Here is a 25,642-nt window from a genome sequence, read left to right on the forward strand (position 1 = left end):
CCCTTGAAAACCCGGCCCCAGGCCCCAGATTCCCGTACAAGCTGGCAGACGAACACGTTCTGCCGGATAAAATTTTTCGCATCAGGAGATTTCAATCATGGGCAAGATCATCGGTATCGACCTCGGGACCACCAACTCCTGCGTTGCCGTCATGGAAGGCGACCAGGCCAAGGTCATCGAGAACGCGGAAGGCACCCGCACCACCCCCTCCATCGTTGCGTTCAGTGACGACGGCGAGGTGCTGGTCGGCCAGTCCGCGAAGCGTCAGGCGGTCACCAACCCGCAGAACACCGTGTTCGCCGCCAAGCGCCTGATTGGCCGCAAGTTTGACGAAGGCGAGGTCCAGAAGGACATCAAGCTCGTCTCTTACAACATCGTGAAGGCCGACAACGGCGACGCGTGGGTCGAGGTGCAGGGCAAGAAGATGGCCCCGCCGGAGATCTCCGCTCGCGTGCTGCAGAAGATGAAGAAGACTGCCGAGGACTACCTCGGGGAAGAGGTCACCGAGGCGGTGATCACGGTCCCGGCCTACTTCAACGACTCCCAGCGTCAGGCGACCAAGGACGCCGGCAAGATCGCCGGGCTCGAGGTCAAGCGCATCATCAACGAGCCGACCGCGGCCGCGCTGGCCTACGGTATGGACAAGAAGCGCGGGGATCGCAAGATCGCCGTGTACGACCTCGGTGGCGGTACCTTCGACATCTCGATCATCGAGATCGCCGAGGTGGATGGCGAGCACCAGTTCGAGGTGCTGGCGACCAACGGCGACACCTTCCTGGGTGGCGAGGACTTCGACAACCGCCTGATCGATTATCTGGTCGAGGAATTCAAGAAGGACCAGGGCATCGACATCAAGGGCGATCCGCTGGCGATGCAGCGCGTGAAGGAGGCCGCCGAGAAGGCCAAGATCGAGCTGTCCTCCAGCCAGCAGACGGAAGTGAACCTGCCGTACATCACGGCCGACAACACCGGGCCGAAGCACCTGGCGCTGAAGATCACCCGCGCCAAGCTGGAGAGTCTGGTCGAGGACCTGGTCAAGCGCTCCATCGAGCCGTGCAAGGTCGCACTGAAGGATGCCGGTCTGTCGGCTTCCGAGGTGGACGACGTGATCCTGGTCGGCGGCCAGACCCGCATGCCCAAGGTGCAGGAAGCCGTGCAGGAGTTCTTCGGCAAGGAGCCGCGCAAGGACGTGAATCCGGACGAGGCCGTTGCGGTCGGCGCCGCGGTGCAGGCCGGTGTGCTGGGCGGCGACGTCAAGGACGTGCTGCTGCTGGACGTGACCCCGCTGTCGCTCGGGATCGAGACGATGGGCGGCGTGATGACCAAGCTGATCGAGAAGAACACCACCATCCCGACCCGGGCCAATCAGGTGTTCTCCACCGCCGAGGACAACCAGACCGCGGTGACCGTGCACGTGCTGCAGGGCGAGCGCGACATGGCCAGCGCCAACAAGTCGCTGGGTCGCTTCGACCTGCAGGACATCCCGGCTGCGCCGCGCGGTGTGCCGCAGATCGAGGTCACCTTCGACATCGACTCCAACGGCATCCTGAACGTCTCGGCCAAGGACAAGGCCACCGGTAAGGAGAACAAGATCGTCATCAAGGCCTCCTCCGGTCTGTCCGACGACGAAGTCGAACAGATGGTCAAGGACGCAGAGGCGCATGCCGAGGAAGACAAGAAGTTCCAGCAGCTGGTCCAGGCGCGCAACCAGGCCGATGCCCTGGTGCACTCCGCCGAGAAGTCGCTGAAGGATCTGGGCGACCAGGTCTCCGACGACGAGCGCTCCGCGATCGAGTCGGCGGTCGCCGAGGTCAAGTCCGCGATGGAAGGCGAGGACGCCGACGCCATCGAGCAGGCCACGCAGAAGCTGGCCGAGGCCTCCGGCAAGCTGGCCGAGAAGGCCTATGCCCAGGGCGCTGATGGCGCGGGCGAGGCCGGCGCCGAGCAGGACGATAGCGGCCAGCAGGGTGACGACGTCGTGGACGCCGAGTTCGAGGAAGTCGACGACGACCAGAAGAAGCAGGGCTGATGCCACGACCGGCGGGACCTCGCGTCCCGCCGGATCGGTTCGAACGCCGCGCCCGGGGTATTAGGGAAACACTGATTAATGTACACGCTCGCGTTGGTACCCCAGGTTTTCCGAGACAAGGCGCGTCGTGCAGCGGGTAGTGGTTCTACCCGCTAGCGGCGCAACGCAGGATCGGGGAACCTGGGGTACCAACCCCACAATCCATTTAAAAGCAGGGGCTCGGCCGCTTTTGCGCGCGCACGGCGTTGCGGCTCCCTTGTGCAGAATGACTGCACGGCAGTCACCGCGCCTTGTTCGCACGCAAAAGCGACTCGAGCGCGAGCGTGTACATTAATCAGTGTTTCCCTGGCGACTCCGGGCGTTTGCGTGAAGGCATTCCGCGTTCGCGCGCACGAATCAGCAGGGAATGACCATGTCTCAACGCGACTACTACGAGGTGCTGGGTGTCTCCAAGGACGCCTCGGCCGCCGATATCAAGAAGGCCTTTCGCCGCCTGGCGATGAAGTACCACCCGGATCGCAATCCGGGGGACGAGGAGGCCGAAGCCAAGTTCAAGGAGGCCCGTTCCGCCTATGACGTCCTCAGTGACGACCAGAAGCGCGCCGCCTACGACCGCTATGGCCATGCCGGTGTCGACGGCTCGGCCGGCGGCTTTGGCGGGGGTGCCGGGGCCTCCAATTTCAGTGACATCTTCGAGGATATCTTTGGCGATATCTTCGGGGGTGGCGGGGGCGGCCGCGGGCAACGGGCCTATCGCGGTTCCGACCTGCAGTACAACCTGGACCTGACCCTGGAAGAGGCGGTGTTCGGTACCGAGGTGAAGGTCCGCATCCCGACCACGGTTAGCTGCGAGGCCTGCGACGGCTCGGGCGCCGAGCCGGGGACCTCGCCGGAGACCTGCCCGACCTGCAACGGCGTGGGGCAGGTGCGTATCCAGCAGGGCTTCTTCTCGGTGCAGCAGACCTGCCCGCGCTGCGAGGGCTCCGGCAAGATCGTCTCCAGCCCCTGCAAGTCCTGCCACGGCAAGGGCCGGGTGCAGGAGCAGAACACCCTGGATGTGAAGATTCCGGCCGGGGTGGACTCGGGCGATCGCATCCGCCTGGCTGGCCAGGGCGAGGCCGGCATGAACGGTGGTCCGCCCGGGGATCTCTACGTGCAGGTGCGGGTCAAGCCGCACAAGCTGTTCCGGCGCGAGGGCTCGGACCTGCACTGCGAGGTGCCGGTGTCGTTCGCGATCGCGGCCCTCGGGGGCGAACTGGAGGTCCCGTCGCTGGATGGCCGGGTCAAGCTCAAGGTCCCGGCGGAGACCCAGACCGGCAAGCAGTTCCGGGTCGGCGGCAAGGGCGTGAAGTCGGTGCACGGCGGCGGCGTCGGCGATCTGATCTGCCGCGTGGTGGTGGAGACGCCGATCAACCTGACCAAAGAACAGAAACAGCTTCTGCGCCAGTTCGACGAATCCACCCAGGCCGGCGGGACCAAGCACAGCCCGCAGGCGCACTCCTGGCTGGACGGGGTGAAGGGCTTCTTCGAGGACCTCAACTTCTGGTCCAAGTAACCCCGCCATAGTCGTGCCGGTGGCCACTCGTGTTTGTTGCACCACAGAGTGCACAGAGGCCACGGAGAAAAAACGGGCAAGGGCGATTTACAGGAAGTTTGGAAGACAGGAAGATTTTTTGGGTGAAGGGATGGACCGTTGACCGCCGCGTGGCACGGCACCGATAGTGCCCACGCGACCGCCCACATCATCCCTCTTCCGATCTTCCCGTCTTCCTGTAGACCGCTTTTCTCCGTGTTCTCTGTGCGCTCTGTGGTGAAAAATGGAGCGCCGGCCTGTGCCGGGGTCAGGTCGAGGAGAAGTCGAAGGTGGGGGCCGGCATCGGGGCCTGCAGGAAGTAGCCCTGGACGAGGTTTACGTTCAGGCTGTAGAGCACGGCCAGCACGCTCGCGTCCTCGACATACGGCACGATGACCTGCTTGCCCTTGGCGTGCGCAGCTTCGGTGTGCTCGCGGATCAGCTGCTGGTTCTCCTCGCTCTCCGCCAGGTTCTTCACGTAGGACGGGTCCAGCTTGATGTGATCGGCCTCCAGGTGCTGCAGCAGCTGGAACGGGTTGAGCCCGTTGCCGAAGTCGTCGATGCACAGGTGGCCGTGCATCTCTTTCAGTCCGCGGGCGACATGGATGCCCGGCTTGAGGTGAGTGACCACGGTGGGTTCCTTCAGCTCCACCACCACGTTGTCGGCCGGGATGCGCAGGGCGTGCAGATCGTCATGGAGCCAGCTGACAACCGAGGGGTCGCCCAGCGAGCCGTTCGTCAGCTTGAGGAAGAACTGGGTACCGGGATCCTGTTTCAACTGCTCCGCCAGCACGCCGAGGGCGGTCTTCAGGATCCAGCGGTCGATTGGCTGGGCCATCTCCGTGCGCTCGGCGCTGGGCAGGAAGGCCTCCGGCTCGTGGATGTGACCTTCGGCATCACGCAGTCGCACGAAGACCGAATAGCGCGGCCGGTCGGCGCCATGCAGGTTCACGATCGGCTGGTACAGCAGTTCCAGGCGGTCGTGGTCCAGGGCGTCCTGGATGCGCAGTTTCCATTGCTGATCGGCCTGGCCCTGGGTCATCTCGCCCTCCGCGGGGCGGAAGAAACGGTGCGCGCCGCCACCCGCTTCCACGGCCTCCTGCAGGGCCCGGTCGGCCTGCGATAGCAGTTCCTCGGTGTCCACTGCGGTCTCGTCGGCGATCACGATGCCGGCGGACAGGGTGCAATTGGTGGAGGCATTGCCGAGCTCGAACACCCGCCCGGTAACGGCCTCCATCAGGCCGTGGATGCGGGTTTCCACCTCATTGCGTCGGGTGTCGGGGATGAGGATCCCGAAGTGTTCGGCCTCCAGCCGCGCGGTGATGGTCGGTTCGGGGAACTGGTCCTCGATCAGCTTGCCGATATCGGCCAGCAGCAGGTCGCTGGCGGACATCCCGACGTTGGCGCGGATCTCGGCAAAGCGATCCACCGCGAGGGTGACGAGGGCGAAGGGCTTTTCCGACTGCGCGGCCTGGCTCTGCGCGGTCTCGATCATCCCGGTGAAGTGCTGGCGGTTGTAGAGACCGGTGACCAGGTCGCGCTGCGACAGGTAGTCGATCTTCTCCGCCAGTTCGGGGTCCTCCTGGGCCGAGTCCAGCAGGACCTGGGTACAGGCCTCGCCCTCGACGCTGGCGGTGGACAGGCGCAGGTTGGCCTCGAACGGGGTGCCGTCGAAGGCCTGCAGCTGGAAGGCCTGGTGTGTCTGGTCGCCTTCCTCGCCGTTCTGGAAGCGGCGCAGCAGGCCCTTTAGCTCATCGCGGCTCTCCGGGGCCACCAGGTCCATCAGGGGCAGGCCGTCGACATCCTCGGGGTCGCCAATACCGAAGCGTTCGCGCCAGGAGGCGTTGGCGTAGATGTGCATGCCTTCGTGGACGTAGGCGATGGCGTCGCGCGAGTTATCCAGCAGCAGCTGGCAGCGCCGCTCGGACTCCTGCAGGGAGGCGTCCATGCGTCCCAGGCGCTGGCGCAGCTGGAACTGCTCGGCGGCGCGTATCGTGAAAAGGCTGGCGAGTTCATTCAGCTCGTGGTCCACCACCGCATAGGCGCCCGCCTCGTAGTCGTCCAGGCGCTCCGCCTCCGGGCGCTCGGTCAGGACGACGACCGGGGTGCGCCGGCCGCAGGCATGCAGCGCCTCGTCGACATGCTCTCGGGTCAGGCCCAGGCCGGGCTCGATCAGCACGATCACGTCGAAGCGCCGGTTTTCGAGGGCCTCGGCGAGGGCGTCCGTGGTCGAAACCTGTTCCGGCCGGATCGCGCTCCCGCGGGTGCGGATGCTGCTGATGACCTCTTCCGCCCGGTTCGGATTGCTGGTGACGAAGAGGGTGCGAATGGTCTCGTTCATGAGGCTTGATCGTCGCGGTTGCGGGTAGTGAAGGACAGTCCGTCGTCGTTCGCAAGGCCGGGGTCCGCCTCGGTACCGGGTGTGTCCCCGGTGGGGGTGCCCACCTCGAGCGCGGTCATGCGGCACCCGACCTCGGTGAACAGCGTAGTGCCCGTGCGCTCGCTGTCCAGTTCCAGAACGCGGGCGCGGTTGTTCAGCCAGCAGACCACGCGTTTTTCATGGTCGAAGACCTGGGCCGGCAGGAATAGCGCGGCCCCTTCGGCATCCGTGCGTTGCGGGGCGAACAGGCCGGGCTGCGGGACCCCGGCGGCGATCCCGTTGCGGAAGTCCTGGATCTGCATGGGCAGGCAGCGGTTGGCGAGGAACTCCACGCCGATGCTGATGCGGTCGCGGTCCGGGTCTTCAAAGCGAATCCAGCGCAGCACGCCGACCGTCCAGCGGTGGCCGTCGACGGCGCGCAATCCCACCAGGTCGCCGATCAGCAGGGGTTGCTGGGGCGCATCCAGGTACAGGCGAACGCCCCCGGCCCCGATGTCGTCGACCTGCCAGTGTTCCGGAGGGTTGCGCTTGGTGATGGGGCCTGCGGGTTCTTCGTGGCCGGCGATTTCCAGGCCGCGCCCGACCTCTTCCCAGGCGGTCGCGGCGGTGCCGGGGGTATCGTCCGCAAGCGGCCTGAGGTCACTGTTGCGACCGGGGCCGGGTGGGCTGTCCACCAGCGCGAGATCGGAGCCGCGCAGCGCCGCCGGCGACATCTCGAAGACGCTGACGCCGCGGTCGCGTTGCTGCACGGATTCGAGACCGGAGGAGGTCGCGTCGGTGGCAGCGTCCGGGGCGTCGGCCATGCGTCGCTGTTCCATTTCCGCGAGCAGGAAATCGTGGATGCGTTCCAGGCCCATGACGCAGACCTGCCGGAGGTCGCCTGCGCGTTCGCGGCTGTGGCGGCGGGTGGGCAGGTGTGACCAGAGGCGCAGCAAGTGTTCGGCCAGGGGTTGAACATCCCCGTTGCGCACGGGTTCGAGGTTCTCGGGGTTCTCGCGCAGCGCGGCCAGGGCAGGTTCCAGCTCCACGAAGCACGCGGGTTCGGTGGCGGGTTTGCCACGCAGCACCAGTCCCGGCGCATGGTCGCGCTCGAGGTCGCAGCGCAACACGGGCATTTCGGGGTGCTGATTCGGATCGGGTGTGGCGGCGCAGGCGACGGCAATCGAGTTGGCCCAGCGGGCCAGCAAGTCCATCTCGCCCATCTTGAGGGCGTTCGGATCGGTGCTTCCGAGCACCATGATGCGCGCGCTCATGGTCTCGATGCGGTCCAGCTCGACCGGGCCGAAGCGCTTGTCGATGGCCGGGGCTTGGTCGGCGATGTGCTGTGCGCGCGCCAGGCGCAGCAGGTCATAGAGTTGCTGCCACTGGCCGGGTGGCACGCCCTGATACAGTCGCCAGTGGTGGACACCGAGCGCGCCCAGTAGCGCGACCGCGGCCTGCAGAGGGGCGGTCAGGCGGTCCGCGTGCTGGGTGCTCTCTTCGTCGAGCCGCTCGCGCGCGACCAGCAACTCGGCGGTGAGCAGCGCGCGCAAGGCCGTCCCAAGGACGTCCGCGCGGTCGCGACTGCGACGGCCCAGCGGAAGGGGGCGCTGGCGTAACAGACGCTCCATGCCGGGCAGCAGGGGCAAGAGATGGTCTTCCAGAATGGCGACCAGCGTGGCGCGCGTGCCGGGGCGCAGGGCGACCGCATTGAGTCCGTCGAGGGCCTCGCGGAGTCGCTGGATGCCGAGTTCGGGTTCGCTGCCGGGCAGGTCGGCGCACCAGGCCCGCAGGGCTTGCGGCGTCTGGTGGGGGAAGCTGTCGGGACCGGCCGGATGGGCGGGCAGCTCGGGCAGGGCTTGCAGCATGGGCGTGTCCAGTGGTCGCTGAGCCGGTTGCGTGGGGCCTCGGGCTGTTCGCTTCAGCCCCGGATCTGGCGGTACTTTAGCAGCAAACCGTGCAATTGGTGTGGGTGGCCCGGACCGTCATTCACGTCCGGACCACGGTGCCCGCAGGGTCTTGCCGGGTTCCCCGGGGATCTCGCGTGCCAGGCGCGGGACCAGGTAGCCCGGCAGGCGGGCATGGAGGTCGCGATAGAGTGCGCCGGCCCGCGCGTCCGATACCTCGAAATGGGCCGTGCCACGGGTGCGGTCGAGCTGGTGCAGGTAGTAGGGCAGCACCCCCAGGCGAAAGCCGGCCTCCTGCAGTTCGATCAGGGTCTCGGCATCGTCGTTGATGCCGGCCAGCAGGACCGCCTGGTTGAGCAGGGTGACGCCTGCGGCGCGCAGGCGCTGCAACGCGGCGTCGGCGGGTGCGGCGAATTCGCGAGGGTGGTTCGCATGCAGGACCAGGATGTGCTGCAGGCGCCCCTGGCCGAGCCAGGCGAGCAGGCGGTCGTCCACCCGTTCCGGCAGTACCACCGGAAGACGTGTGTGGATGCGCAGGCGCTCGAGGTGCGGGATCCCTGCAAGGCGCTCCGCGAGCCGGGCGAGGCGGGTGTCGGACAGGCTCAGCGGGTCGCCCCCGCTGAGGATGACCTCGTGGATGTCCGGGTTCCCCGCGATGTACTCCAGTGCGGGTGTCCAGTCGTCCCGCGCCGGGTTGTGGTCGGCGTAGTCGAACTCGCGGCGGAAGCAGTAACGGCAGTGGATGGCGCAGGCCCCGGTCGTCAGCAGCAGCACGCGGCCGTGGTATTTGTGCACCACACCGGGTGCGGCCAGGGCGTCGTGGTCGCCGACCGGATCGCTGACGAACCCCGGGGACTCGACCGCCTCGCGCGCGTCCGGCAGGGCCTGCAGCAGCAGGGGATCGCGCGGGTCGCCCGGGTGGATCCGCGCCAGGTAGCTCTCCGGGATGCGGGTGCGGAACAGCCGGTGCCCGGCCTGCATGCCCGGCAGCGCCTCGCGCGGCAGTTCCAGGCGTGCGGCCAGGGCGTCGGGGTTGTCGATCGCGCGCGCCAGCGCCTGCTGCCAGGCCGGGGTTGCGCGCGGCGCGGATGGCTGGGTTCCGTGCGGCTCGCGCGTTATCATGACGGGCTTTGTGGGCATGGATCGTTTCCGGACGGGGCCGTATGCCCGCGCAACGTTTTTTCGAGGAACAGCACGCAATGGCAACCTACAGTACCAACGAATTCAAGGCCGGTCTCAAGCTCCTGCTGGACGGCGATCCGCAGGCCATCGTCGAGAACGAGTTCGTCAAGCCGGGTAAGGGTCAGGCCTTCAACCGAGTCAAGCTGCGCAACCTGCGCACCGGCCGGGTGCTGGAGAAGACCTTCAAGTCCGGCGAGTCGGTGGAGGCCGCCGACGTGATGGACACCGAGATGCAGTACCTCTACAACGACGGCGAGTTCTGGCACTTCATGGTGCCGGACAGCTTCGAGCAGTACGCCGTGGGCGAGGCCGCGCTGGGCGATGCCGGCCAGTGGCTGAAGGAACAGGATGTCTGCACCGTGACCCTGTGGAATGGCGAGCCACTGTCGGTGGTGCCGCCGTCCTTCGTCGAGATGAAGATCACCGAATGCGACCCCGGTGTCCGTGGCGACACTGCACAGGGCGGCACCAAGCCGGCCACGCTGGAGAGCGGTGCGGTGGTCAAGGTCCCGCTGTTCGTCGAGGAAGGCGAGACGGTGCGGGTGGATACCCGCAACGGCGAATACGTCTCGCGCGTCTGATCCCGATCCTGCCGGCCTCCACGAGATGAGCGACTGGCGGCCGGGTGCAGCGCCGGCCCGGATGGCGCGTGCGCGCCTGCTGGCCGGGCTGCGGGCGTTCTTCGCGGCGCGCGGGGTGCTCGAGGTCGAGACCCCGGTCCTCGGCCGGGGCGCGCCCCAGGACCCGATGCTGGAGAGCTGGGAGGCGCAAGCCCCCGATGGGGCGCGGGGCTTCCTGCAGACTTCGCCGGAATACCCGATGAAGCGCCTGCTGGCGGATGGCGCCCCGGACATCTATCAGATCGCCCGGGTCTTCCGCGCGGGTGAGTCGGGACCACGCCATAACCCTGAATTCACCCTGCTGGAGTGGTATCGCCACGGGTTGGACCACCGGGCGCTGGCGCGCGAGGTGGTTGCGCTGATCGCGGACCAGGCGGGGCTGTCCCCCGAATGGCGCGCGCCGCGGGGTTGCGAGGAGATTGCTTACGCGGAGCTGTTTCAGTCCGCCCTGGGGGTGGATCCGCTCGCGGCGGATGTCGCGGCGCTGGAACGGGTCGCGGCGGCGCACGGGCTCACGGTGGGCGGAGAACTGGACCGGGACGGCTGGCTGGACGCCCTGATCAGTCTGGTGATTGCCCCCGGCTTCCCGCCGGACCGGCTGACCATCCTTCATGACTATCCCGAGAGTCAGGCTGTGCTCGCGCGCCCCTGTGCCGAACGCCCGGGCTATGCCGCCCGTTTCGAGCTCTACTGGGGGGATCTGGAGCTGGCCAACGGCTACCACGAACTGACCGACCCGGAGGTCTTCCGTCAGCGCCGCGCCCGGGACATCGCCCTGCGCCGTGCCCGGGGCCAGCCGCTTCCACCTGTGGATCGCTATCTGGAGGCGGCACTGGAGTCCGGACTGCCGGACTGCGCGGGCGTGGCCCTGGGCGTGGACCGATTGCTGATGCAGTTGCTGGGCGTCTCCAGAATCGACCAGGTGGTCGATTTTCCCTGGTCCAGAGCGTGACGCCGTCCGTCCGGAGGGCTTGTCCCGGCAGGGGTGCCGGCACACTATAGGGGCTGTTGCCCCGCACGTTTGCAGGATGGTTCGACCCCTATGCCCCCTCGTCTTTTTCCGCGCCGCCCTGGCCCTGTTCCGGTTGGTTCCGGATGGGCCATTGCCCTGTGTCTGATACTGTCGCTGTGGCTTGCGCCGCTGGCGACACAGGCGCAGTTCGAACACCTCCCGCAGCCGTTGCAGCGTGCGATCGAGAGCCAGCGCCTGCCGCCGGAGAACGTCGGGTTGTGGGTCCAGCGGATGTCCGATGGCGCGGTGCTCGCGCGACTCAACGTGGACCAGCCGTACAACCCGGCCTCGACCATCAAGCTGGCGACCTCGCTGGCGGCCCTCCACGAGCTGGGACCGGACTACACCTGGACCACCGAGGTCTGGGCGACGCGCCCGGTGCGCGACGGCGTGCTGCGGGGGGACCTGGTCATCCGGGGCACCGGCGATCCCGGGATGGTCAGCGAGGAGCACTGGCGCATGCTGGGCCAGTTGCGCCAGACCGGGCTGCAGCGCATCGACGGGAACGTGATCCTCGACGCCTCGCATTTCGAGCTGCCGCCCGGTGATCCGTCTGGCTTCAACGACCAGCCGCTGCGGGCCTACAACCAGCTGCCCTATGCCCTGCACGTGAATGCCAGCGCGCAGCGCTTTCGTGTGCGCCCGGAACGGCATGGAAGCGGGATCGACGTGACCGTGGACCCGCCGCTGCCGGGGCTGGAACTCGTGAATCGCCTGCAGCCGACGCGCGGAAGCTGCGGGGCCTGGCAGCGCGGGATCCGCTTTGACGCCGACCCGGAGGCGCAGCGCGTAACCCTGGCTGGCGAGTACCCGGTCAACTGTGGCGACTACGAACTGCTGCGCTCGGTCCTGGCGCCGGAGGCCAATCACGCCGAGATGTTCCGTCTGCACTGGTCGCAGTGGGGCGGCGAGTTAACCGGCGATATCCGCCCGGGCGTGCTACCGGTGCTGTATGACGAACCGATCCTGCGCCACACCTCGCGGCCGCTGGCGGATCTGATTCGGGTCTCCAACAAGTGGAGCTCCAATGTGATGACCCGCCATCTGCTGCTGACCCTGGGGGCGCGGCATTTCACGCCGCCGGCCACGCTGGAGAAGGGGCAGCAGGCCCTGCTGGAATCCCTGCGTGGGTTGGGGGTCGAAGTCGGTGGCATGGTGGTCGACAACGGTTCCGGACTCAGCCGCGATACCCGGATGACCGCGCGGCAGCTCGGCGGCATCCTGGAGGCGGGCTGGCAGCACCCGCACCGCCCGGAGTTCCAGTCCTCCCTGGCTCTGGCCGGCCTGGACGGGACCTTGCGCAACCGCTTCCGCAATGGCAGCCAGCGCGACCTGCGCGGGCAGATGCACCTGAAGACCGGGCATCTGAACGAGGTCTCCGCGGTGGCCGGCTATGTGCGGACGCGGGGTGGCGATGATCTGGCGGTGGTCGTGCTGGTCAACGATCCACGCGCCCACCGCGGCATGGGGCGCAACCTGCAGGACGCCGTCCTCGAGTGGGCCCACGACCTCTGACGGGTGCACCCCGTTTGTTCACCACGAAGCACACGAAGACACGAAGAAAATCCAGAAAGCGCCAACAGGAAGACGCGAAGATCGGAAGATTCCTGAAAGGGTGCGCAAGCCACAAGGATTGCGCACCCTCTCGCCCCCTGCTGACCTTCGCATCTTCCTGTAAATGCTCTTGCGGGTTTCTTCGTGCCTTCGTGTGCTTCGTGGTGAAAAGTGCCTTGCGAACTCAGGGGGACTCGGTCTGCCAGTTGGACAGGATCGGCGCGCGGGAGACTTCGACGTCCAGCGCCGTCAGCCAGCGCGCGACCATGCGATTGGAGTTGTTGCGCAGGGTGTAGGCCTCCGGATGCTCGACGAAGGCCATGTCCCATTCCGGCGAGGTCTTGCGTTCGTCGTATCCCGCTTGCCAGATGCCTTCCAGCTCGTCGCGCAGGACCTCGACTCGTGCCCCCGGAACCGTCAGCAGGTAAAAGTCCGCCAGTGGTACCCGAAGTTGCCCCACCGTGGATGGCCCGAGCTCGTGGCCGGTCAGTACCTGGCGTCCGAGCGCGGCGCGGGTCGGTACGAGCAACCCGGAGATCCCCTGGAGCGGTCCGGTCCGGCGTTCGACATAGAAGACCCAGTCGCCGTAGGAGTAGCGCAGCCAGGCCCCCGGTTTCCCGGCTGGCAGGATCAGGCTGGAGTGTCGTCCATGGTCCAGCAGGGCCACGGTAACCGGGCCTTCCGGGTCGTCCGGTGGTTGCAGCGTCACGGCCGCGCAGCCCTGCAGCAGCCACAGACTGAGTACCGCAAGGAGCCAGGGCGGAAGACGGAAGCGGCGCCGTAGCGGGGCCGCGTTGTCGCTGCGACGGCGCATGTCGGGTCAGTGGCGTTCGAGCTTGCCCAGTTCCGACAGGATGGACAGGACCAGCGATTCACCCTGTGAACCCATGCCCCGGCAGAGCACGTCGGGATCGCGCTCGCCGTCCACCAGACGCTTGGTGATGCCGCCGAGCCGCGCCATGTCGCCCCCGGCGCGACTCATCTGCTCGGCCATCTGGGACAGCCAGTGCAGCGACTGGGCATCACCATGCGCGGCCCCGTGGATCATCTGTGCCAGCCCCGGGGCGGCCTGGGCCGGGTCGCCGCTTTGCTCCGGGTCGGGCAGGGTGGAGGGGTCCTGCAGCCCGGAGAGGATTGCCGTCAGGATCACCGTGTCCTCGTCGTCCAGGCCCTGCAGCAGAGTCGTGTCGCGTTCGCCCTCGAGTACGCGGCGGATGCGCTGGATCAGCTCGCCCCAGCCGGCCTCGTGTGCCTGGTTCAACACCGGCTCCAGTTCGCGGCGGGTCTCCGGGTTCTGGGTGGCCTGGACCACGAGGTTGATCAGGCCGGCCTGGGCCTGGCGGATCTGTTGGGCGTGTTGTGGGTCGATCATGCGGGTCTTCCGGGTGTCTGGCTGTGTGGCGAGGGTAGCATGCCCGGAAGTGCGTTCGGCGAGGGCCTGCGGCACAATGGCGGCTCCATTTGCAGAGGATTTCGTGGTGGAAGAACAGACAGCAGTGGGGCTGTGGGTGGCCCTCGGGATCCTGGCCATCGTGATCGCCGCCCTGGTGGGCTTCTGGGTGGGGCGTGTGACCAGTGACGAGCGCAAGCTGATCCGCGAGCTGGAAGAGGAGCTGGACCGGCGCATGCAGGAGTTGACGCGCTACCGCAGCCAGGTCAACGACCATTTCGATCGCACGGCCACGCTGTTCGCGACCATGGCGGGTTCCTACCGCGACCTCTACCACCACTTGGCCCAGAGCGCGGAGGAACTGGCCGACAAGCCGACCCGCGATCGCCTCGAGGACCGCGCCGGGCAGCTGCTGTCGCACATGACCCGTCGCGACTATGGCAACGGTCCCGGCGAAGCGGCCGGCGGCGCCAACGAGTCGGACGCCCAGGACGACGAGCCTTCCAGCAAGGGCGCCGGGGACGAGGCCCGCAAGCCGGACGACCGCCCGCGCCCCGACTGACCTGCCGCCGTGTGGGTTGCGTCTGTCTTAACCACGAACCCCATGCAGGTCCGCAGAACACCTGAAAAGCGTTAACAGGAAGACGCGAAGGCTGGAAGATGGCTTGTAGCACTGGGCAAGCCATCCGCATTGCGCCCTACCTAATGCATTCCTTCCGATCTTCCCATCTTCCTGTAGATGCTCTTTGCGGGGTGGGCTCAGAGGGAGGAGATCTGGGCCCGGATCTGGTTGTCCAGGTTCTGGATCCAGTTGTTGTAGTTCGGGTGGATGTTGCCGTCCGCGTAGTTCAGGTTCGCGCTGTCCTTGTAGCGGATGCTGTATTCCCCGGCAGCAAACGGGATCTCGACCACGGCGACGTGGTCGCGCAGGTGGAGCCGGCCTTCCAGCCGCCCGGGCTCGGCCTCTTCCATGCGCCAGCCCAGCGAGGCGCCGGCGGTGCGGATGGCGCGTTCCATCTGTTCGGCGCTGGGCCGCTCGCCATCGACATTCGTGACCGTGGTATCGCTGATGTCCTGCACGGGGACCGTGCCGCGGCAGCCGGTCAGCGCGATCAGGGTGGCGAAGAGGATGACCAGCAACGTCCGGGTATTCATGGCGTTTTCTCCCTTGGTGGATCCGCCGGGAGTGTAGACACGCGGGCCCGGCGTTTCCAAGGGTGTCCGGACGGCCCGGTTTCTACCGCTTAATCAGCGCCTCCCCAGCGAACGCAGGAGCCCGACCGGGCGCATCCCGCGGCGCAGCAGGTGGCCGGCAACCATCGCGATGATGCGCAGGGTGTCCGCGGTGGGGCGGTAGTGGCTGGGGCGGTGGTTTTCCGGGTAGATGCAGCGAACCGGGACCACCCGGGTCGGGAAGCCCAGGCGTTCGGCGACGATCAGGGCCTCGCTCTCGAACACGAAGCCGCGCGCCCGGTGGTGCGGCAGGTCCATGTGCCGCAGCAGCGCCGCGGGGTACAGCCGGAATCCCGACTGCGAGTCCTGCAGCGGCTGGCCGGAGGCCCAGGCGATCCAGAAGTCCGCCATGCGGTTGCCGAACAGCCGCAGCGGCGGGGTGTGCTCGCGACCCTTGAGTCGGGCACCGAGGATCAGCCGGTCCGGGGTCTCGCGCCAGGCGGCGATCAGCGCGGGGATCTCCGAGGTGTCGTGCTGCCCGTCGGCATCCAGCGTCACCACGGCGTCGGCGCCGGTGGTCAGGGCATGCTGCATCCCGGCCCACAGGGCCGCCGCCTTGCCGCCGTTCGTGCGCTGGCGCAGGACCTCGGCCTGGTCCTCGACCAGGCGCGCGGTGGCATCCTCGGAACCGTCATCCACCACGATCACCCGGTCCACGTGTGCCCGGGCGCCGGCCACCACCGCCTCGATGGTGGCCGCCTCGTTGTGGGCGGGGATCAGGGCGACGACAGTACTCATGGGGGGTCAGGCGAGGGCGCCGTTGACGCCGATCACCTGCGCGGAGACATAGCTGGCGGCCTCGCTGGCGAGGAAGCCGACCAGGCCGGCGACCTCCTCGGGCCGCCCGGCGCGGCGCATCGGGACCATGTTGCGAACGGTCTCGGCATCGAAGCTGTCGTCGCTCATCGGGGTCTCGATGATGCCCGGGGCGACGGCATTGGCGGTGATGCCGCGCGAGGCGACCTCATGGGCCAGCGAGCGGATGGCCCCGTGCAGACCGGCCTTGGCGGCGGCGTAATTGGTCTGCCCGCGGTTGCCGATCTGCCCCGCCACCGAGGAGATCGCGATCACCCGGCCCCAGCGGGTGGTGATCATCGGCAGCAGCAGGGGCTGGGTCACGTTGTAGAACCCGTTGAGCCCGACGTCGATCGGCCGGTCCCACTGTTCGCGGCGCATCCCGGCCAGCGGGGCGTCATCGTGGATGCCCGCGTTGTGTACCAGGATCTGCACCGGCTGTTCGGCTGCGAGGGGTTCCAGCGTGGCGCGGCAGGCCGCCTCGTCGGTGATGTCGAACACCCGCACCTGGGCCTGGCCGCCATCGGCACGGATGGCCTCGGCGGTCGTCTCGGCCGCGTCGGCATTGCGGTGGGCGTGCAGGATGACCTCGTGGCCGGCCGCGGCCAGCGCGTGGGCGATCGCGGCGCCGATGGCGCCGGAGCCGCCGGTGATCAGGGCGCGTGTGGTCAAGGGGTCTCCTCCTCGTCGGCCGGTTGCAGGATTACCGTCGCCCGGACGCTCAGCACTGGCTGGTCGCCGGCGCTTACGCGCAGGTCGTAGATGGAGCTGTTGCTGTCCGAGAGGATGCGTTCGGCGTGGATCTCCAGCGTCGCCTCGAGGGCGTCGAGGCGACGGGTCTGCAGTTGCAGATCCCGCACCGCGGCCAGGTAGCCGGCGCGCGCCGGTCCGGCGCCGGCCAGCAGGGCCCCGTGCACCGCCATGCCCTGGGCGCCGTACTCCAGCGCGGCCAGGGCGTGCAGGCCGGCCTCGCCGCGCAGCGGATTGGCCGGATCCCGGTGGTTTCGGGCGCGGCAGTGGATGGCGGTGTCGGACCAGGCCGCCACCGTATCCAGCAGGCACATTGCGCCGGCATGCGGCAGCAGCCGGCAGATGGCGTCGTGATCCAGGGTCTCGGTTCGGGATGACATGCGCGGGATCTTCCTGATCCGGGCGGATGATTCAGGGCTCGATCCGGATGTTCAGGGACCGGCCCAGCGGAGCCGCCAGCGTAACATTTCCGGGCGCGCCCCGGACCAGCTGTTCCAGCAGGGGCAGGGCGCGGGCGGCCGGGTTGCTCCCGCGCAGGGCCTCCAGCTCGTCGCTGATGCAGCGGTCCGCCGTGGTTGTACCCCCGAGGTCGAGCTGCAGCCGCCAGGGCGCGCGCTCCACCGGTCCCAGGCGCAGGGCCACGGCAAAGGGATGGTGGATGGGCCGCACGTGGATGAAGCTCTCCATGGACGGTACGTCGTAGCAGGCCAGCAGCACCTCGCCACCCTCGGCCAGCTGCAGTGTCGCGGCCTCCAGAAGCCCCGCGGCCAGGCTGGCGTTGTAGCCCGACAGTGCGGTCGCCGGGGCCGGGTTGCGGGTCGCGATCGACCAGTTGCCGGCCGGGGCGTTGTGCACCGAGTTGTGGAATTGCACCGGCGAGACCACGGGCTCCGGCCAGGTGAGGGCCTCGCAGATGCGGTCGATGATGTCCATGTCGCCGGAGGACGAGGCGAACACGCTGCGCAGCTGGCCGCGGTCGGCGTCGCGGGTCGCCTCCTCTGCGACCTTAAGCGCCAGGCGAATGGTGGCGGTGGTGCGCCGGCGCTCGTTGGCCGGGAGCAGGGCGGGCGGCGGGACCTGCACCTCGCGGCTCGTCGGCGGCACGTCGCCGGCCAGGATTGGCCGGGCCCCGTCGAAGTCGTCCAGCCCCGGGCCCAGCAGGCCCACCGCATGCAGTCCGATGGCGTTCATGGCGCGGCCTCCAGCAGCAGGCTGCAATTGTTGCCGCCAAAGCCGAAGGCATTCACCAGTACTCGCTGCACCGCGCGGGGTTCCGCCTCGGCGCGGGCATCCAGGTCCAGTTCCGGATCCAGCACGTTCAGGCCGGCGGTCGGCGGCACGAAGCCGCCGTCCAGGCTGGCGATGGCCTGTGCCACGCCGACCGCGCCGGCGGCCCCCAGGGTGTGGCCGGTCAGGCCCTTGGTTCCGACCGCGCGTGGGTTCGGACCCAGGCTGCGCCCCAGGGCGCGCGCCTCGGCGCTGTCGTTGGCCGGGGTCGCGGTGGCATGCATCAGCACGTAGTCGATCTCGTCTCCCCGCCGTCCGGCACGGGCCAGGGCTTCTTGCAGGGCAGTCGCGGCCCCCAGACCCTCGGGGTGCGGGGCGGACATGTGGTGGGCGTCGCTGGATTCGCCATGGCCGGTCAGCAGCGGGCCCGTGGCCTCGACCGAGGGCCGCTCCAGCAGGAAGAAGCCGGCGGCCTCGCCGATGGAGATGCCGGCGCGGTCGCGATCCAGGGGGGTGCAGGGCCGCGCGGCGACCAGTTGCAGCGCGTTGAAGCCGTACAGTGTCATGCCGCACAGGCTGTCGACGCCGCCGACCACGGCCGCGTCGCAAAGCCCCGCCGCGATGTAGCGCCGGGCGTCGGCGAAGACCTTGGCGCTGGACGAGCAGGCGGTGGAGACGACCATCGCCGGGCCGGACAGGCCGAAGCGAGTGGCCACGAAGTCGGCCAGCGAGAACATATTCTGGGTGTGCTGGTAGTCGTAGTCCGGGGGCAGGGCCCCGGTCTGCGGATCGCGCCGGTGGTAGGCGGCCTCGGTGGCGGCGATGCCGGAGGTGCTGGTGCCCAGCAGCACGGCGACGCGGTCGGGCCCGTGGCGTCGCGCTGCGGCCGCGACCGCGTCGGTGAAACCGTCCTGGCGCAGGCCCAGCTCCGCGAGCTGGTTGTTGCGGCACTGGAACGGGGCGAGGGCGCCCTCCAGGGTGATCGCCTCGACCCCGGGCACGCGGCCGATATGGGTGTCCAGGGTGACGCTCTCGAGGTCGCAGGGGCGCAGGCCGCTGGTCCCGCTGCGCAGGGCCTCGGCGTTGGCGGTGATCCCGGTGCCGGCGGCACTCGTCAGGGTATGGGCGGTAATGACCAGGGGGTCCATGGACGCGCTGCGGGTTGTGGCCGGAGGGTTCCCCGGGTGAGTTGGCATCAGGCGGTATCTCGGTGTATGACCGCGGGGGCCAGCAGGGCCGCCGCGAGGAAGGAAAATACCACGCCCAGCACCACGGTGAGACCCATGGCCTGCAAGACCGGAAGGCTGGAAAGGGCTAACAAGCCGAATACGACCAGGGTCGACAGTGCGCAGACGCTGACCGAGCGCAGGTTGCGCAGGCGCGCGGCGGCATCCCGCAGCGGGCGGCTGAAAAACACCGCGTAGTCCAGGCACAGCCCGGTGATCAGCAGCAGCGCGATCAGGTGGAACAGCGACAGCTGGATGCCCAGGAGGATCAGGGTGGCGAGGGTCAGCAGCAACCCGGTGCCGACGGCCGTGAGGATGCGCAGGCTGCGCCCGGGCGCCCGGGTCACGGCCAGCAGCAGGAGCGCGACCGCGACCAGCCCCAGTGCCAGACGCTGCAGGGCCTCGTCGCGAAAGCCGATCACCAGCTCTTCGGAGGCGCGGAAGAAGTCGATATGGCGCACGCCGACTCCGTCGAGCTCCGGTGTGTCGGTCAGGCGGTCATCCGCGGCCCAGGCGGCCAGGGCCGCGGCGTCATGGACGCCCTGCAGGCGGACCCAGGCGACCCAGCCGGTGTCTCCGTCATGCGACTGGAGCAGGGGGTCCAGGGCGTGGCGCAGCGGTCCGTCGGGCAGGGTCCCCGGTGCCAGAAGGGCCTGCTGGCGGGCCGTCGCGATGTCCTCCACGAACGGTGCGAAGGCCTCGTCGCGGAACCCGAGGCCCGTCTGCGCGACCTCCAGGCGCTCGCGCAGTACGCCGGGCTCCGGCAGAGCGGCCTGCCGCTTGCGCTGCAGGGCCTGGCTTGGCAGCACGTCGGCGGCGTGTGCGAAGCCTTCCAGAGCCCCCGCCTCGCGCAGAGCTTCCAGCCCCGGCACCAGGGCCTCGCTGGCGCGCAGGGCGTGCTCCGGGGTGTCGCCGGTGACCAGCAGGGCATGGCGGACGTCCGGCAGTCCCAGCGCGCCCCGCAGTTCCTGGTCCAGCGCGACCTGCTCCTCGGGCACCGGGTGCAGGGCCGACAACCGGTCCTCCCAGGGGAAGGGGTCGGCACTGGCCACCACGATCACGGCGGCCAGGGCCAGCAGCGCAATTCCCCAGCGCGCCATGACCGGGGGTTGGGCCACTGCCGCCGGCACGGGCAGACGCAGAGGCGGCAGACCTTCGCGTCGCAGCCGGGCGGGGACCAGCAGTGGCAGGACCCAGCGGGTGGTGATGGCGGCCACAGCTACGCCAGTCAGCACAAACAGTCCCAGCTGCGCCATGCCGGAGAAGCCGGTCATCGCCATCAGGGCGTACACCAGTACCGTGCTGCCGGCCCCCAGCGCGATGGCCGGCCAAAGTTCGCGTGCGGTCTGGAGGAGGCGTTCTTCCCCGGCGTCTTGATCGGGGTCTCGCTGAGCGTGGGCGAACAGATGCAGGGGGTAGTCCAGGGCAATGCCGAGAACGGTGATACCGAAGGCAAGCGCGATCCCGTGCAGGTGCCCGAAGACCAGCGTGACCACCGCCGCCGCGATCAGGATGCCGCTGGCCAGCGGTACGGCCGCCAGCCAGACCGGGTGCGGGTGCCGGAACACGGCCAGCAGCAGGACCGCGAGCGCGACACTGGCGCCGGTGGTGATCCAGGTAACCTCGCCACGGATGGTGGCGCGCGACTCCACCGCGATCACCGCTGGCCCGGCGATCTGCAGCTCCAGGCCGGGCGCAGCGCGCTCGGTGAAGGCCATGTGGGCGCGTTCGATCAGGGCCTGTTGGGCATCCAGGTCCATCCCGTCGGCGGCGCTGCGCAGTACCAGCAAGGCCCGTTCCCGGTCGGGGGAGACCCAGACGCCTTCGGGCCCGGTCGTGGCCCGGCCGCCGGTGGCAGCCAGCTGTTCCAGGACGGCCCGTGTCTCGGCGGTGGGGTCGCGCGGGATCAGTTCCCGCGGCAGTTCGGGCACGGCGCTGGCGAGGTCGTCCCGACGCGCCTGGAGGTGTTCGCGCAGGCGCTCCGGGCTGAAGCGCTCGGGCTCGACCCGGGGGCTTAGCAGGTAGCGATGCTCGATCAGGAAATCCAGCGCCGGATCGTCGGGGTCCAGACGGCCGTTCTGGATGTCCGCGATCTCCGGGGCCTCCTGCAGTGCGGCGACCAGGGCGTCGCTGGCGGCGGCCCGTTCGCGCGCCCCGCCGCCTTCGATGGCCAGCAGCAGGATGCGCCCGGCCGGGCCGGCCCCGGGGTCCAGCGCGACGCCGTCGGCGCTGACCGGGTCCGGGGCAAAGCCTTGCAGATCGGTGACCAGTTCCCCGCGCAGGGCCAGCGTGAGCGTGGCCAGGAGCAGGGCGGCCAGCCAGAGTGTCAGGGCAACGCGGGAGAGGTACCGGCGCAGCAAGGGCTAGTGGTCCTTCAATGGGGTCATTGCGGGTTCAGCGCTCCTGTGGCGTTTCGCTGCAAGGCGCGGTGCGCAGGCAATGGCCGTAGCCCTTGGCAAGCGCCGCAACGCCGCAGCGGAGCGCCACAGGAACGCCCGAAGGGTTGGTCTGCCAACGCGAGCGTGCACATTGATCAGTGTTTCCCTAGTCCGCGTACTGCGGGGGTTCGAAGCGCATGCGGCTGTGGTGTCCGCCGGCCTCGACGGTGACCAGTTCGCGCAGCTCGCCGTCGGCGCCCTTCAGGGTCAGTTCGGGGACCATACGGCGCAAGGCGCGGTCCCGTGGGACGAGTTCCAGGGTCCAGGCCTCCATGTCGCCCGTGACTTCGATCTCGAAGTCGGCCTCCAGTGTCTCGCGGTCACCGTTCAGCAGGGCGCGGAACAGCCCGGCGAGGGTGGCAAGGGCGGGCTGTTCGTTCAGGTTGATCTCGCGGCTCGCACCGCGGCGCTCCAGGGTCAGGGTGTCGCCCTCGATGTGCACGGTCTCGCCGCGCGGCCCCTCGACCTGGCGGACCAGGGTGTCGGGCGGGTCGAAGGCCAGCGAGCCCGAACGAATCTCCGGGAATTCCAGCATCGGATCGTCGCGGCGTTCCTCGAACGCGAGGGTAGCGGTACGGTCGGTCGCCAGGGCGTCGAGGAGGGGCCCGAGGGTGTCTTCCGCCGGGGTCGCCGCCAGCGGCGCGAGCAGGCCGGCCAACAGGATCACCGCCGCGGCGGCCCGGCGGAGGCGCGGGCCGGATCGCGGGACGTGCCGCGGACTCTGCCTATGGGGATGCATCGTCCCAGAAATCATAAAAGTTGAACCAGTTGTACGGGGCTTCTCGCACCCGGGCTTCCAGGCGGTCGGCATAGCGCTGTACCCACTGCGCCAGGACCTCGTCGCGTTGTCCGCGGGGGGCGTCGATGGTCTCGGCAAAGGGCTCGAAGAAGATATCGTAGCGGTTGCCGCCGCGATAGAGCCCGAAGCAGAGGATCACCGGCACCTTGAGCACGGCAGCCAGCAACAGGGGTCCCTGCGGGAACAGAGCCGTGTCGCCGAGGAAGTTGCAGGCGACCATCTTGTCGCTCTCGGCCACGCGGTCGCCCAGGGTGGCAATCAGCTCGCCGCGATCGAGGCACTCGCGGGCCTGGATCAGGGTCTCGGTACGCCCCAGGGGGATCACCGACGCGGCGACCTCGGGGTTCAGGGCCTCCAGGAACTGGGTGATGCTCTGGTTGTGGTCGTTGTACATCAGGACCCGCACGGGAAAGTCGTATTTGCCGACCGCCAGCGCGCGCAGGGCCTCGAAGCTGCCCAGATGGGCGCCGAGCAGGATCGCGCCACGGCCGCTGTCCACGTGTTCCAGGAAGGCCTCGCGGTTGTGTACCCGGATATCCAGGCAGGCGTCCTGGCCGGCGAGCAGGAAGACCCGGTCCAGGATCACCGCGGCGAAGCTGTGCAGGTGTCGCGCCAGGTCGGCCAGGCGCGGCTCGCGTTCGAGGACGCGGCGCAGGTAATTGCGGCTGTGGCGGCGCGATTGCGGGGCGAACAGCAGGAAATAGGCGGTGATTGGATACAGCAGGGCGCGGCTGGCGCGACGGCCCATATTCAGGGCCACCCACAGGATGATGCGCAGGGCCAGAGGCGAGCCCCGTTCCGCCTGCTGGAACCAGGCGCGGCTCATGGGGATGGGGTGTCGTGGATCGTGACCAGCTGGCCGGAACAGAAGGTGACCGGCGATTCGCCTTCGGCCGCGACGACACGGAAGGCCTGGCGGCCGCCGCGCCCGGGTGGGTCGATCTCGATGCGGAATGCCGTCTCGGGCCCCAGGGGGGCGAGGAACTTGACCTGGGGCAGGGCCTCGACCGGCCCGAGGCCGTGGGCACGGGCCACCGCGGCGACCTGGTCGAGAATCACCACGCCGGGCACGACCGGGTGCCCGGGGAAGTGTCCGGGCAGGGACGGGTGCTCGGCGCCAATGCGGCGGACGGCGGACTGGACGGCAGGCGGCTGCATGACGGCCGGCGGTTCAGGCGCACTGGCCGTGGTGGGCGAGCAGGTCCAGCAGCACCTGGCGTGGCAGCTTGCCGGTGGCCGAGCGTGGCAGATGCTCGACCCGCACCAGCGGGCGCGGCAGGAACAGCGGGTCCATGCATTCCGACAGGGCCGCCTGGATCTCGGCCTCGCTGCGCTCCGGCGCGACAACCAGCGCCGCCAGGCGGGTCACGCCCCGGGTCTCGGCTTCGGGATCCGGCGGGATGAACACGCCGTCGAGTACCCCGGGGATCGCGTTCAGTCGCCGGTTCAGGTCGGCCAGCGAGGCGCGCTTGCCGGCAAGGTTGAGTTGATCGGCCAGGCGCCCCTCCATGCGGAAATGGCCCGCATCCCGGACCTCGATATGGTCCGGCAGCGGCACCGGTTCGGGGTGTTGCGGACCTTGAACCCGGGCGCGCCCGTCGTCCCCGGCATGGATGCGCACCCCGGTATAGGTGGTCCAGTCGGCCTCGCGCGTGGTCCGGCGAGTGGCGATGGCCCCCGCCTCGGTGCAGCCGTAGATCTCGTCCAGACGACAGCCGAACACGCGCTCGGCCTGGCCGGCGGTTTCCGGGTCCAGTGGCGCGGTGGCACACAGGATGCGCGCCGGTGACGGCCATTCGAGGCCGGCGCGCAGGCAGGCCTTCAGGTGAAAGGGTGTGGTGACCAGAACGGCCGGGGCACAATCGGTCAGTGCCGCGCGTACGTCGCCGGGGTAGAACGGACGTCCGGCCAGCAGGGCGGTGGGGCCCAGCAGGGCATACAGGACGGTCGACTCCAGACCGTACATATGCTGCGGCGGGACCGTGCCAACCAGAGTGGGCGCCGGGGCGCCCGTCAACGCAAACGCCTTCAGCGCCTGGGAGCTGACCGCATGCAGGGCCTCCCAGCTGCGTGCATGCGCCGTGGGGGCGCCGGTGCTGCCGGAGGAAAAGGCCAGCACGGCGGTCTGGGTGCCGGGGATCTCCGGGATCGGACCCGTGGCCTCGCCGGCCTCGCCGCAGGCGGACACCCGCAGGATCGGGATCGCAATCTCGGCGTCCGGACCGTCCACCAGCGCGACGGCGTCCGGGTACTGACTGGCGATCTCGGCCAGGGTGGTGCGCCCGCGATTCGGGGGCAGCAGGTTCATCTGGCCGCGCAGCAGGATCGCGGCGAAGGCCACCGCGAAATGGTAGCGGTCCTGGCACAGGTTGAAGGCCGCCCGGGCCGATGGCATCCGCTCGGCCAGTGCCTGCACATCGGCGAGAAAGGCCGCGCGCGGGATCCACCGTTCGCCGATGCGCGCCAGCGGTGCGGGGGTGTCGGCGATCAGGGGTCGCAGGTTCGGTCGGGTGTCCGTCACGGGTGCCTCAGCATCCGGTGGTGGTCGACCCGCGCCAGTTCCACGAGGTAGGCCAGGAAGCCGTTACGGGGCTCGTCGCGCAGCAGCCAGCGGCGCAATGGGTACTCCAGCAGGAACAACCCGGCGAGCAGCAGATAGTTGATCCCGTTGGCGAACAGCGCCCAGATGGTCGCGGGTGCGAACAGCGCAAGCCACGCGGAGACGATCGCCAGGGCGCCGCAAAGTACGGCCCAGGTGACGGTCAGGTTGCGGGTGTAGCGATGCACCGCGGGGGTGTCGGAGGCCCCCATGGCCAGGGCGTAACGCGTGATCAACGGAGTGGAACGGGCGCGCAGCGAGCGGGCGAACAGGAGCGACAGCAGCCCCATGATCAGTACCGGGAGGGCATAGAGCACCCAGTTGGCCACCCCGCCGAGTAGCAGCACCGCAATGCCCAGGGCCAGGATGACAGCCAGTACGCCGCGACCGGTGATGGCCAGCGAGCCCCAGACCGTCACCAGGATCAGGGTCGCCAGGATGACCAGCGGCAACAGGGGGATCTCGAGCATGACGCCGAGGATGACCGCGACCGGGTAGCTCAGGGCCACGCTGGCGGCGAGCGGGGTGTTCACGACGCGGCCCGGTTCGCCTCGATGTGGGAGCTCAGGGCGCGCAGGGAGGCGAAGATCTGGCGGTTGTTCTCGTCGTCCGAGCGGATTTGAACGCCGTAGGCACGCGAGATCGCGAGCGCCAGCTCCAGGGCATCGATGGAGTCGAGCCCCAGGCCTTCCCGGAACAGTGCATCCTCGGGTTCGATGTCCTCCGGCGCGACATCTTCCAGGTTAAGACTGTCCACGATCAGTTGGCCGACTTCCTGTTCGAACGCTGTTTGCGATGCCACGTGTTCCCCCTGTGGAAAAATGAGTGGTGTTTTGTGACGGCGTGCGAACTTTCGATTTGCACTGCGGTCTTCCTGCCCGGCGCCGATGATACCGACACCACGGGGCCCGTGGTACCCTCGCGACCAGCCCGGGGCGTCGTTCTGGGG

24 protein-coding genes are annotated in these 25,642 nt (G+C 68.8%); 6 read left to right on the top strand and 18 right to left on the bottom strand.

The annotated features are described in order from the left end of the window. Positions 1 to 97: 97 nt before the first annotated feature. Together dnaK and dnaJ are read left to right on the top strand one after the other, a co-directional pair. Positions 98 to 2,029: a molecular chaperone DnaK gene (dnaK, locus tag F572_RS0104745; protein ID WP_017940488.1), complete on the top strand. Its 1,932-nt coding sequence runs from the start codon at positions 98 to 100 to the stop codon at positions 2,027 to 2,029. A gap of 406 nt (positions 2,030 to 2,435) precedes the next feature. Continuing rightward, positions 2,436 to 3,584, top strand: a complete 1,149-nt coding sequence (dnaJ, locus tag F572_RS0104750) for a molecular chaperone DnaJ (protein WP_017940654.1) — start codon at positions 2,436 to 2,438, stop codon at positions 3,582 to 3,584. 286 nt (positions 3,585 to 3,870) lie between these two features. Here dnaJ and F572_RS0104755 read toward each other — a convergent pair whose 3' ends face one another. The 3 genes from F572_RS0104755 to epmB form a co-directional block, all read right to left on the bottom strand. Beyond that, the gene (locus tag F572_RS0104755; protein WP_017940653.1) at positions 3,871 to 5,943 is read right to left on the bottom strand and encodes an EAL domain-containing protein; all 2,073 of its coding nucleotides are present in this window, start codon (positions 5,941 to 5,943) and stop codon (positions 3,871 to 3,873) included. Then, positions 5,940 to 7,829 (bottom strand): hypothetical protein, encoded by a 1,890-nt coding sequence (locus tag F572_RS0104760; protein WP_017940652.1) that lies wholly within the window; start codon positions 7,827 to 7,829, stop codon positions 5,940 to 5,942. Before F572_RS0104760 ends, F572_RS0104755 begins: the two co-directional genes overlap by 4 nt. 117 nt (positions 7,830 to 7,946) lie before the next feature. Beyond that, a complete protein-coding gene (epmB, locus tag F572_RS0104765) occupies positions 7,947 to 8,990 on the bottom strand; it encodes an EF-P beta-lysylation protein EpmB (RefSeq protein ID WP_017940651.1) in 1,044 nt (347 codons plus the stop codon). Between the two features lie 77 nt (positions 8,991 to 9,067). Here epmB and efp point away from each other — a divergent pair, with 77 nt between their 5' ends. The 3 genes from efp to dacB all read left to right on the top strand — a co-directional run bounded on the left by efp (position 9,068) and on the right by dacB (position 12,197). Continuing rightward, the gene (gene efp, locus F572_RS0104770) at positions 9,068 to 9,631 is read left to right on the top strand and encodes an elongation factor P (RefSeq protein WP_026142888.1); all 564 of its coding nucleotides are present in this window, start codon (positions 9,068 to 9,070) and stop codon (positions 9,629 to 9,631) included. 25 nt (positions 9,632 to 9,656) lie between these two features. Continuing rightward, entirely contained in the window at positions 9,657 to 10,622 is a 966-nt protein-coding gene (gene epmA / locus F572_RS0104775; protein WP_017940649.1) for an EF-P lysine aminoacylase EpmA, read from the top strand. A 174-nt stretch (positions 10,623 to 10,796) separates the two neighbouring features. Further along, on the top strand, positions 10,797 to 12,197 hold the full coding sequence (gene dacB / locus F572_RS0104780; RefSeq protein WP_026142887.1) for a D-alanyl-D-alanine carboxypeptidase/D-alanyl-D-alanine-endopeptidase: 1,401 nt from the start codon (positions 10,797 to 10,799) through the stop codon (positions 12,195 to 12,197). A gap of 223 nt (positions 12,198 to 12,420) precedes the next feature. Here the strand turns inward: dacB and F572_RS0104785 are convergent, their stop codons facing one another. Continuing rightward, the gene (locus F572_RS0104785) at positions 12,421 to 13,050 is read right to left on the bottom strand and encodes a hypothetical protein (RefSeq protein ID WP_017940647.1); all 630 of its coding nucleotides are present in this window, start codon (positions 13,048 to 13,050) and stop codon (positions 12,421 to 12,423) included. A 6-nt stretch (positions 13,051 to 13,056) separates the two neighbouring features. Further along, the gene (locus tag F572_RS0104790; protein ID WP_017940646.1) at positions 13,057 to 13,608 is read right to left on the bottom strand and encodes a hypothetical protein; all 552 of its coding nucleotides are present in this window, start codon (positions 13,606 to 13,608) and stop codon (positions 13,057 to 13,059) included. A 106-nt stretch (positions 13,609 to 13,714) separates the two neighbouring features. Between F572_RS0104790 and F572_RS0104795 the strand changes: the two genes are divergently transcribed. Continuing rightward, on the top strand, positions 13,715 to 14,188 hold the full coding sequence (locus F572_RS0104795) for a YhcB family protein (RefSeq protein WP_026142886.1): 474 nt from the start codon (positions 13,715 to 13,717) through the stop codon (positions 14,186 to 14,188). A gap of 197 nt (positions 14,189 to 14,385) precedes the next feature. Here F572_RS0104795 and F572_RS0104800 read toward each other — a convergent pair whose 3' ends face one another. From F572_RS0104800 to F572_RS0104860, 13 genes are all read right to left on the bottom strand, one after another. After that, entirely contained in the window at positions 14,386 to 14,781 is a 396-nt protein-coding gene (locus F572_RS0104800; protein WP_017940644.1) for a hypothetical protein, read from the bottom strand. A gap of 93 nt (positions 14,782 to 14,874) precedes the next feature. Beyond that, positions 14,875 to 15,597, bottom strand: a complete 723-nt coding sequence (locus F572_RS0104805; RefSeq protein WP_017940643.1) for a glycosyltransferase family 2 protein — start codon at positions 15,595 to 15,597, stop codon at positions 14,875 to 14,877. Positions 15,598 to 15,603: 6 nt separating this feature from the next. Beyond that, on the bottom strand, positions 15,604 to 16,326 hold the full coding sequence (gene fabG, locus F572_RS0104810; RefSeq protein WP_017940642.1) for a 3-oxoacyl-ACP reductase FabG: 723 nt from the start codon (positions 16,324 to 16,326) through the stop codon (positions 15,604 to 15,606). After that, positions 16,323 to 16,784, bottom strand: a complete 462-nt coding sequence (locus F572_RS0104815; protein ID WP_017940641.1) for a hypothetical protein — start codon at positions 16,782 to 16,784, stop codon at positions 16,323 to 16,325. Before F572_RS0104815 ends, fabG begins: the two co-directional genes overlap by 4 nt. A 31-nt stretch (positions 16,785 to 16,815) precedes the next feature. Then, a complete protein-coding gene (locus F572_RS0104820) occupies positions 16,816 to 17,595 on the bottom strand; it encodes a beta-ketoacyl synthase chain length factor (RefSeq protein WP_017940640.1) in 780 nt (259 codons plus the stop codon). Then, positions 17,592 to 18,779, bottom strand: a complete 1,188-nt coding sequence (locus tag F572_RS0104825) for a beta-ketoacyl-[acyl-carrier-protein] synthase family protein (protein ID WP_017940639.1) — start codon at positions 18,777 to 18,779, stop codon at positions 17,592 to 17,594. Before F572_RS0104825 ends, F572_RS0104820 begins: the two co-directional genes overlap by 4 nt. A gap of 47 nt (positions 18,780 to 18,826) precedes the next feature. After that, entirely contained in the window at positions 18,827 to 21,217 is a 2,391-nt protein-coding gene (locus F572_RS0104830) for an MMPL family transporter (RefSeq protein WP_017940638.1), read from the bottom strand. 184 nt (positions 21,218 to 21,401) lie between these two features. Next, on the bottom strand, positions 21,402 to 22,034 hold the full coding sequence (locus tag F572_RS0104835) for a LolA-related protein (RefSeq protein ID WP_304412301.1): 633 nt from the start codon (positions 22,032 to 22,034) through the stop codon (positions 21,402 to 21,404). Beyond that, the gene (locus tag F572_RS0104840; RefSeq protein ID WP_017940636.1) at positions 22,021 to 22,920 is read right to left on the bottom strand and encodes a lipid A biosynthesis acyltransferase; all 900 of its coding nucleotides are present in this window, start codon (positions 22,918 to 22,920) and stop codon (positions 22,021 to 22,023) included. The genes F572_RS0104835 and F572_RS0104840 overlap by 14 nt, the downstream gene beginning before the upstream one ends. After that, positions 22,917 to 23,252 carry a hypothetical protein gene (locus F572_RS0104845; protein ID WP_017940635.1) on the bottom strand — a complete coding sequence of 112 codons (336 nt, stop codon included), beginning with the start codon at positions 23,250 to 23,252 and terminating at the stop codon, positions 22,917 to 22,919. The genes F572_RS0104840 and F572_RS0104845 overlap by 4 nt, the downstream gene beginning before the upstream one ends. Before the next feature lie 13 nt (positions 23,253 to 23,265). After that, complete coding sequence (locus F572_RS0104850; RefSeq protein ID WP_017940634.1) at positions 23,266 to 24,615, bottom strand: AMP-binding protein; 1,350 nt, start codon at positions 24,613 to 24,615, stop codon at positions 23,266 to 23,268. Then, positions 24,612 to 25,226 carry a hypothetical protein gene (locus F572_RS0104855; RefSeq protein WP_017940633.1) on the bottom strand — a complete coding sequence of 205 codons (615 nt, stop codon included), beginning with the start codon at positions 25,224 to 25,226 and terminating at the stop codon, positions 24,612 to 24,614. Before F572_RS0104855 ends, F572_RS0104850 begins: the two co-directional genes overlap by 4 nt. Further along, complete coding sequence (locus tag F572_RS0104860) at positions 25,223 to 25,495, bottom strand: phosphopantetheine-binding protein (RefSeq protein WP_017940632.1); 273 nt, start codon at positions 25,493 to 25,495, stop codon at positions 25,223 to 25,225. Before F572_RS0104860 ends, F572_RS0104855 begins: the two co-directional genes overlap by 4 nt. Positions 25,496 to 25,642: the final 147 nt, after the last annotated feature.

The sequence above is a fragment of the Thioalkalivibrio sp. ALE14 genome, from assembly GCF_000376845.1.
Taxonomy (GTDB): domain Bacteria; phylum Pseudomonadota; class Gammaproteobacteria; order Ectothiorhodospirales; family Ectothiorhodospiraceae; genus Thioalkalivibrio.

Bases quoted from the DNA above. Each gene is read 5' to 3' on its own strand.
- dnaK (WP_017940488.1), top strand. From the start codon at position 98: ATGGGCAAGATCATCGGTATCGACCTCGGGACCACCAACTCCTGCGTT.
- dnaJ (WP_017940654.1), top strand. From the start codon at position 2,436: ATGACCATGTCTCAACGCGACTACTACGAGGTGCTGGGTGTCTCCAAG.
- F572_RS0104755 (WP_017940653.1), bottom strand. From the start codon at position 5,943: ATGAACGAGACCATTCGCACCCTCTTCGTCACCAGCAATCCGAACCGG.
- F572_RS0104760 (WP_017940652.1), bottom strand. From the start codon at position 7,829: ATGCTGCAAGCCCTGCCCGAGCTGCCCGCCCATCCGGCCGGTCCCGAC.
- epmB (WP_017940651.1), bottom strand. From the start codon at position 8,990: ATGATAACGCGCGAGCCGCACGGAACCCAGCCATCCGCGCCGCGCGCA.
- efp (WP_026142888.1), top strand. From the start codon at position 9,068: ATGGCAACCTACAGTACCAACGAATTCAAGGCCGGTCTCAAGCTCCTG.
- epmA (WP_017940649.1), top strand. From the start codon at position 9,657: ATGAGCGACTGGCGGCCGGGTGCAGCGCCGGCCCGGATGGCGCGTGCG.
- F572_RS0104785 (WP_017940647.1), bottom strand. From the start codon at position 13,050: ATGCGCCGTCGCAGCGACAACGCGGCCCCGCTACGGCGCCGCTTCCGT.
- F572_RS0104790 (WP_017940646.1), bottom strand. From the start codon at position 13,608: ATGATCGACCCACAACACGCCCAACAGATCCGCCAGGCCCAGGCCGGC.
- F572_RS0104800 (WP_017940644.1), bottom strand. From the start codon at position 14,781: ATGAATACCCGGACGTTGCTGGTCATCCTCTTCGCCACCCTGATCGCG.
- F572_RS0104805 (WP_017940643.1), bottom strand. From the start codon at position 15,597: ATGAGTACTGTCGTCGCCCTGATCCCCGCCCACAACGAGGCGGCCACC.
- F572_RS0104815 (WP_017940641.1), bottom strand. From the start codon at position 16,784: ATGTCATCCCGAACCGAGACCCTGGATCACGACGCCATCTGCCGGCTG.
- F572_RS0104820 (WP_017940640.1), bottom strand. From the start codon at position 17,595: ATGAACGCCATCGGACTGCATGCGGTGGGCCTGCTGGGCCCGGGGCTG.
- F572_RS0104825 (WP_017940639.1), bottom strand. From the start codon at position 18,779: ATGGACCCCCTGGTCATTACCGCCCATACCCTGACGAGTGCCGCCGGC.
- F572_RS0104835 (WP_304412301.1), bottom strand. From the start codon at position 22,034: ATGCATCCCCATAGGCAGAGTCCGCGGCACGTCCCGCGATCCGGCCCG.
- F572_RS0104840 (WP_017940636.1), bottom strand. From the start codon at position 22,920: ATGAGCCGCGCCTGGTTCCAGCAGGCGGAACGGGGCTCGCCTCTGGCC.
- F572_RS0104845 (WP_017940635.1), bottom strand. From the start codon at position 23,252: ATGCAGCCGCCTGCCGTCCAGTCCGCCGTCCGCCGCATTGGCGCCGAG.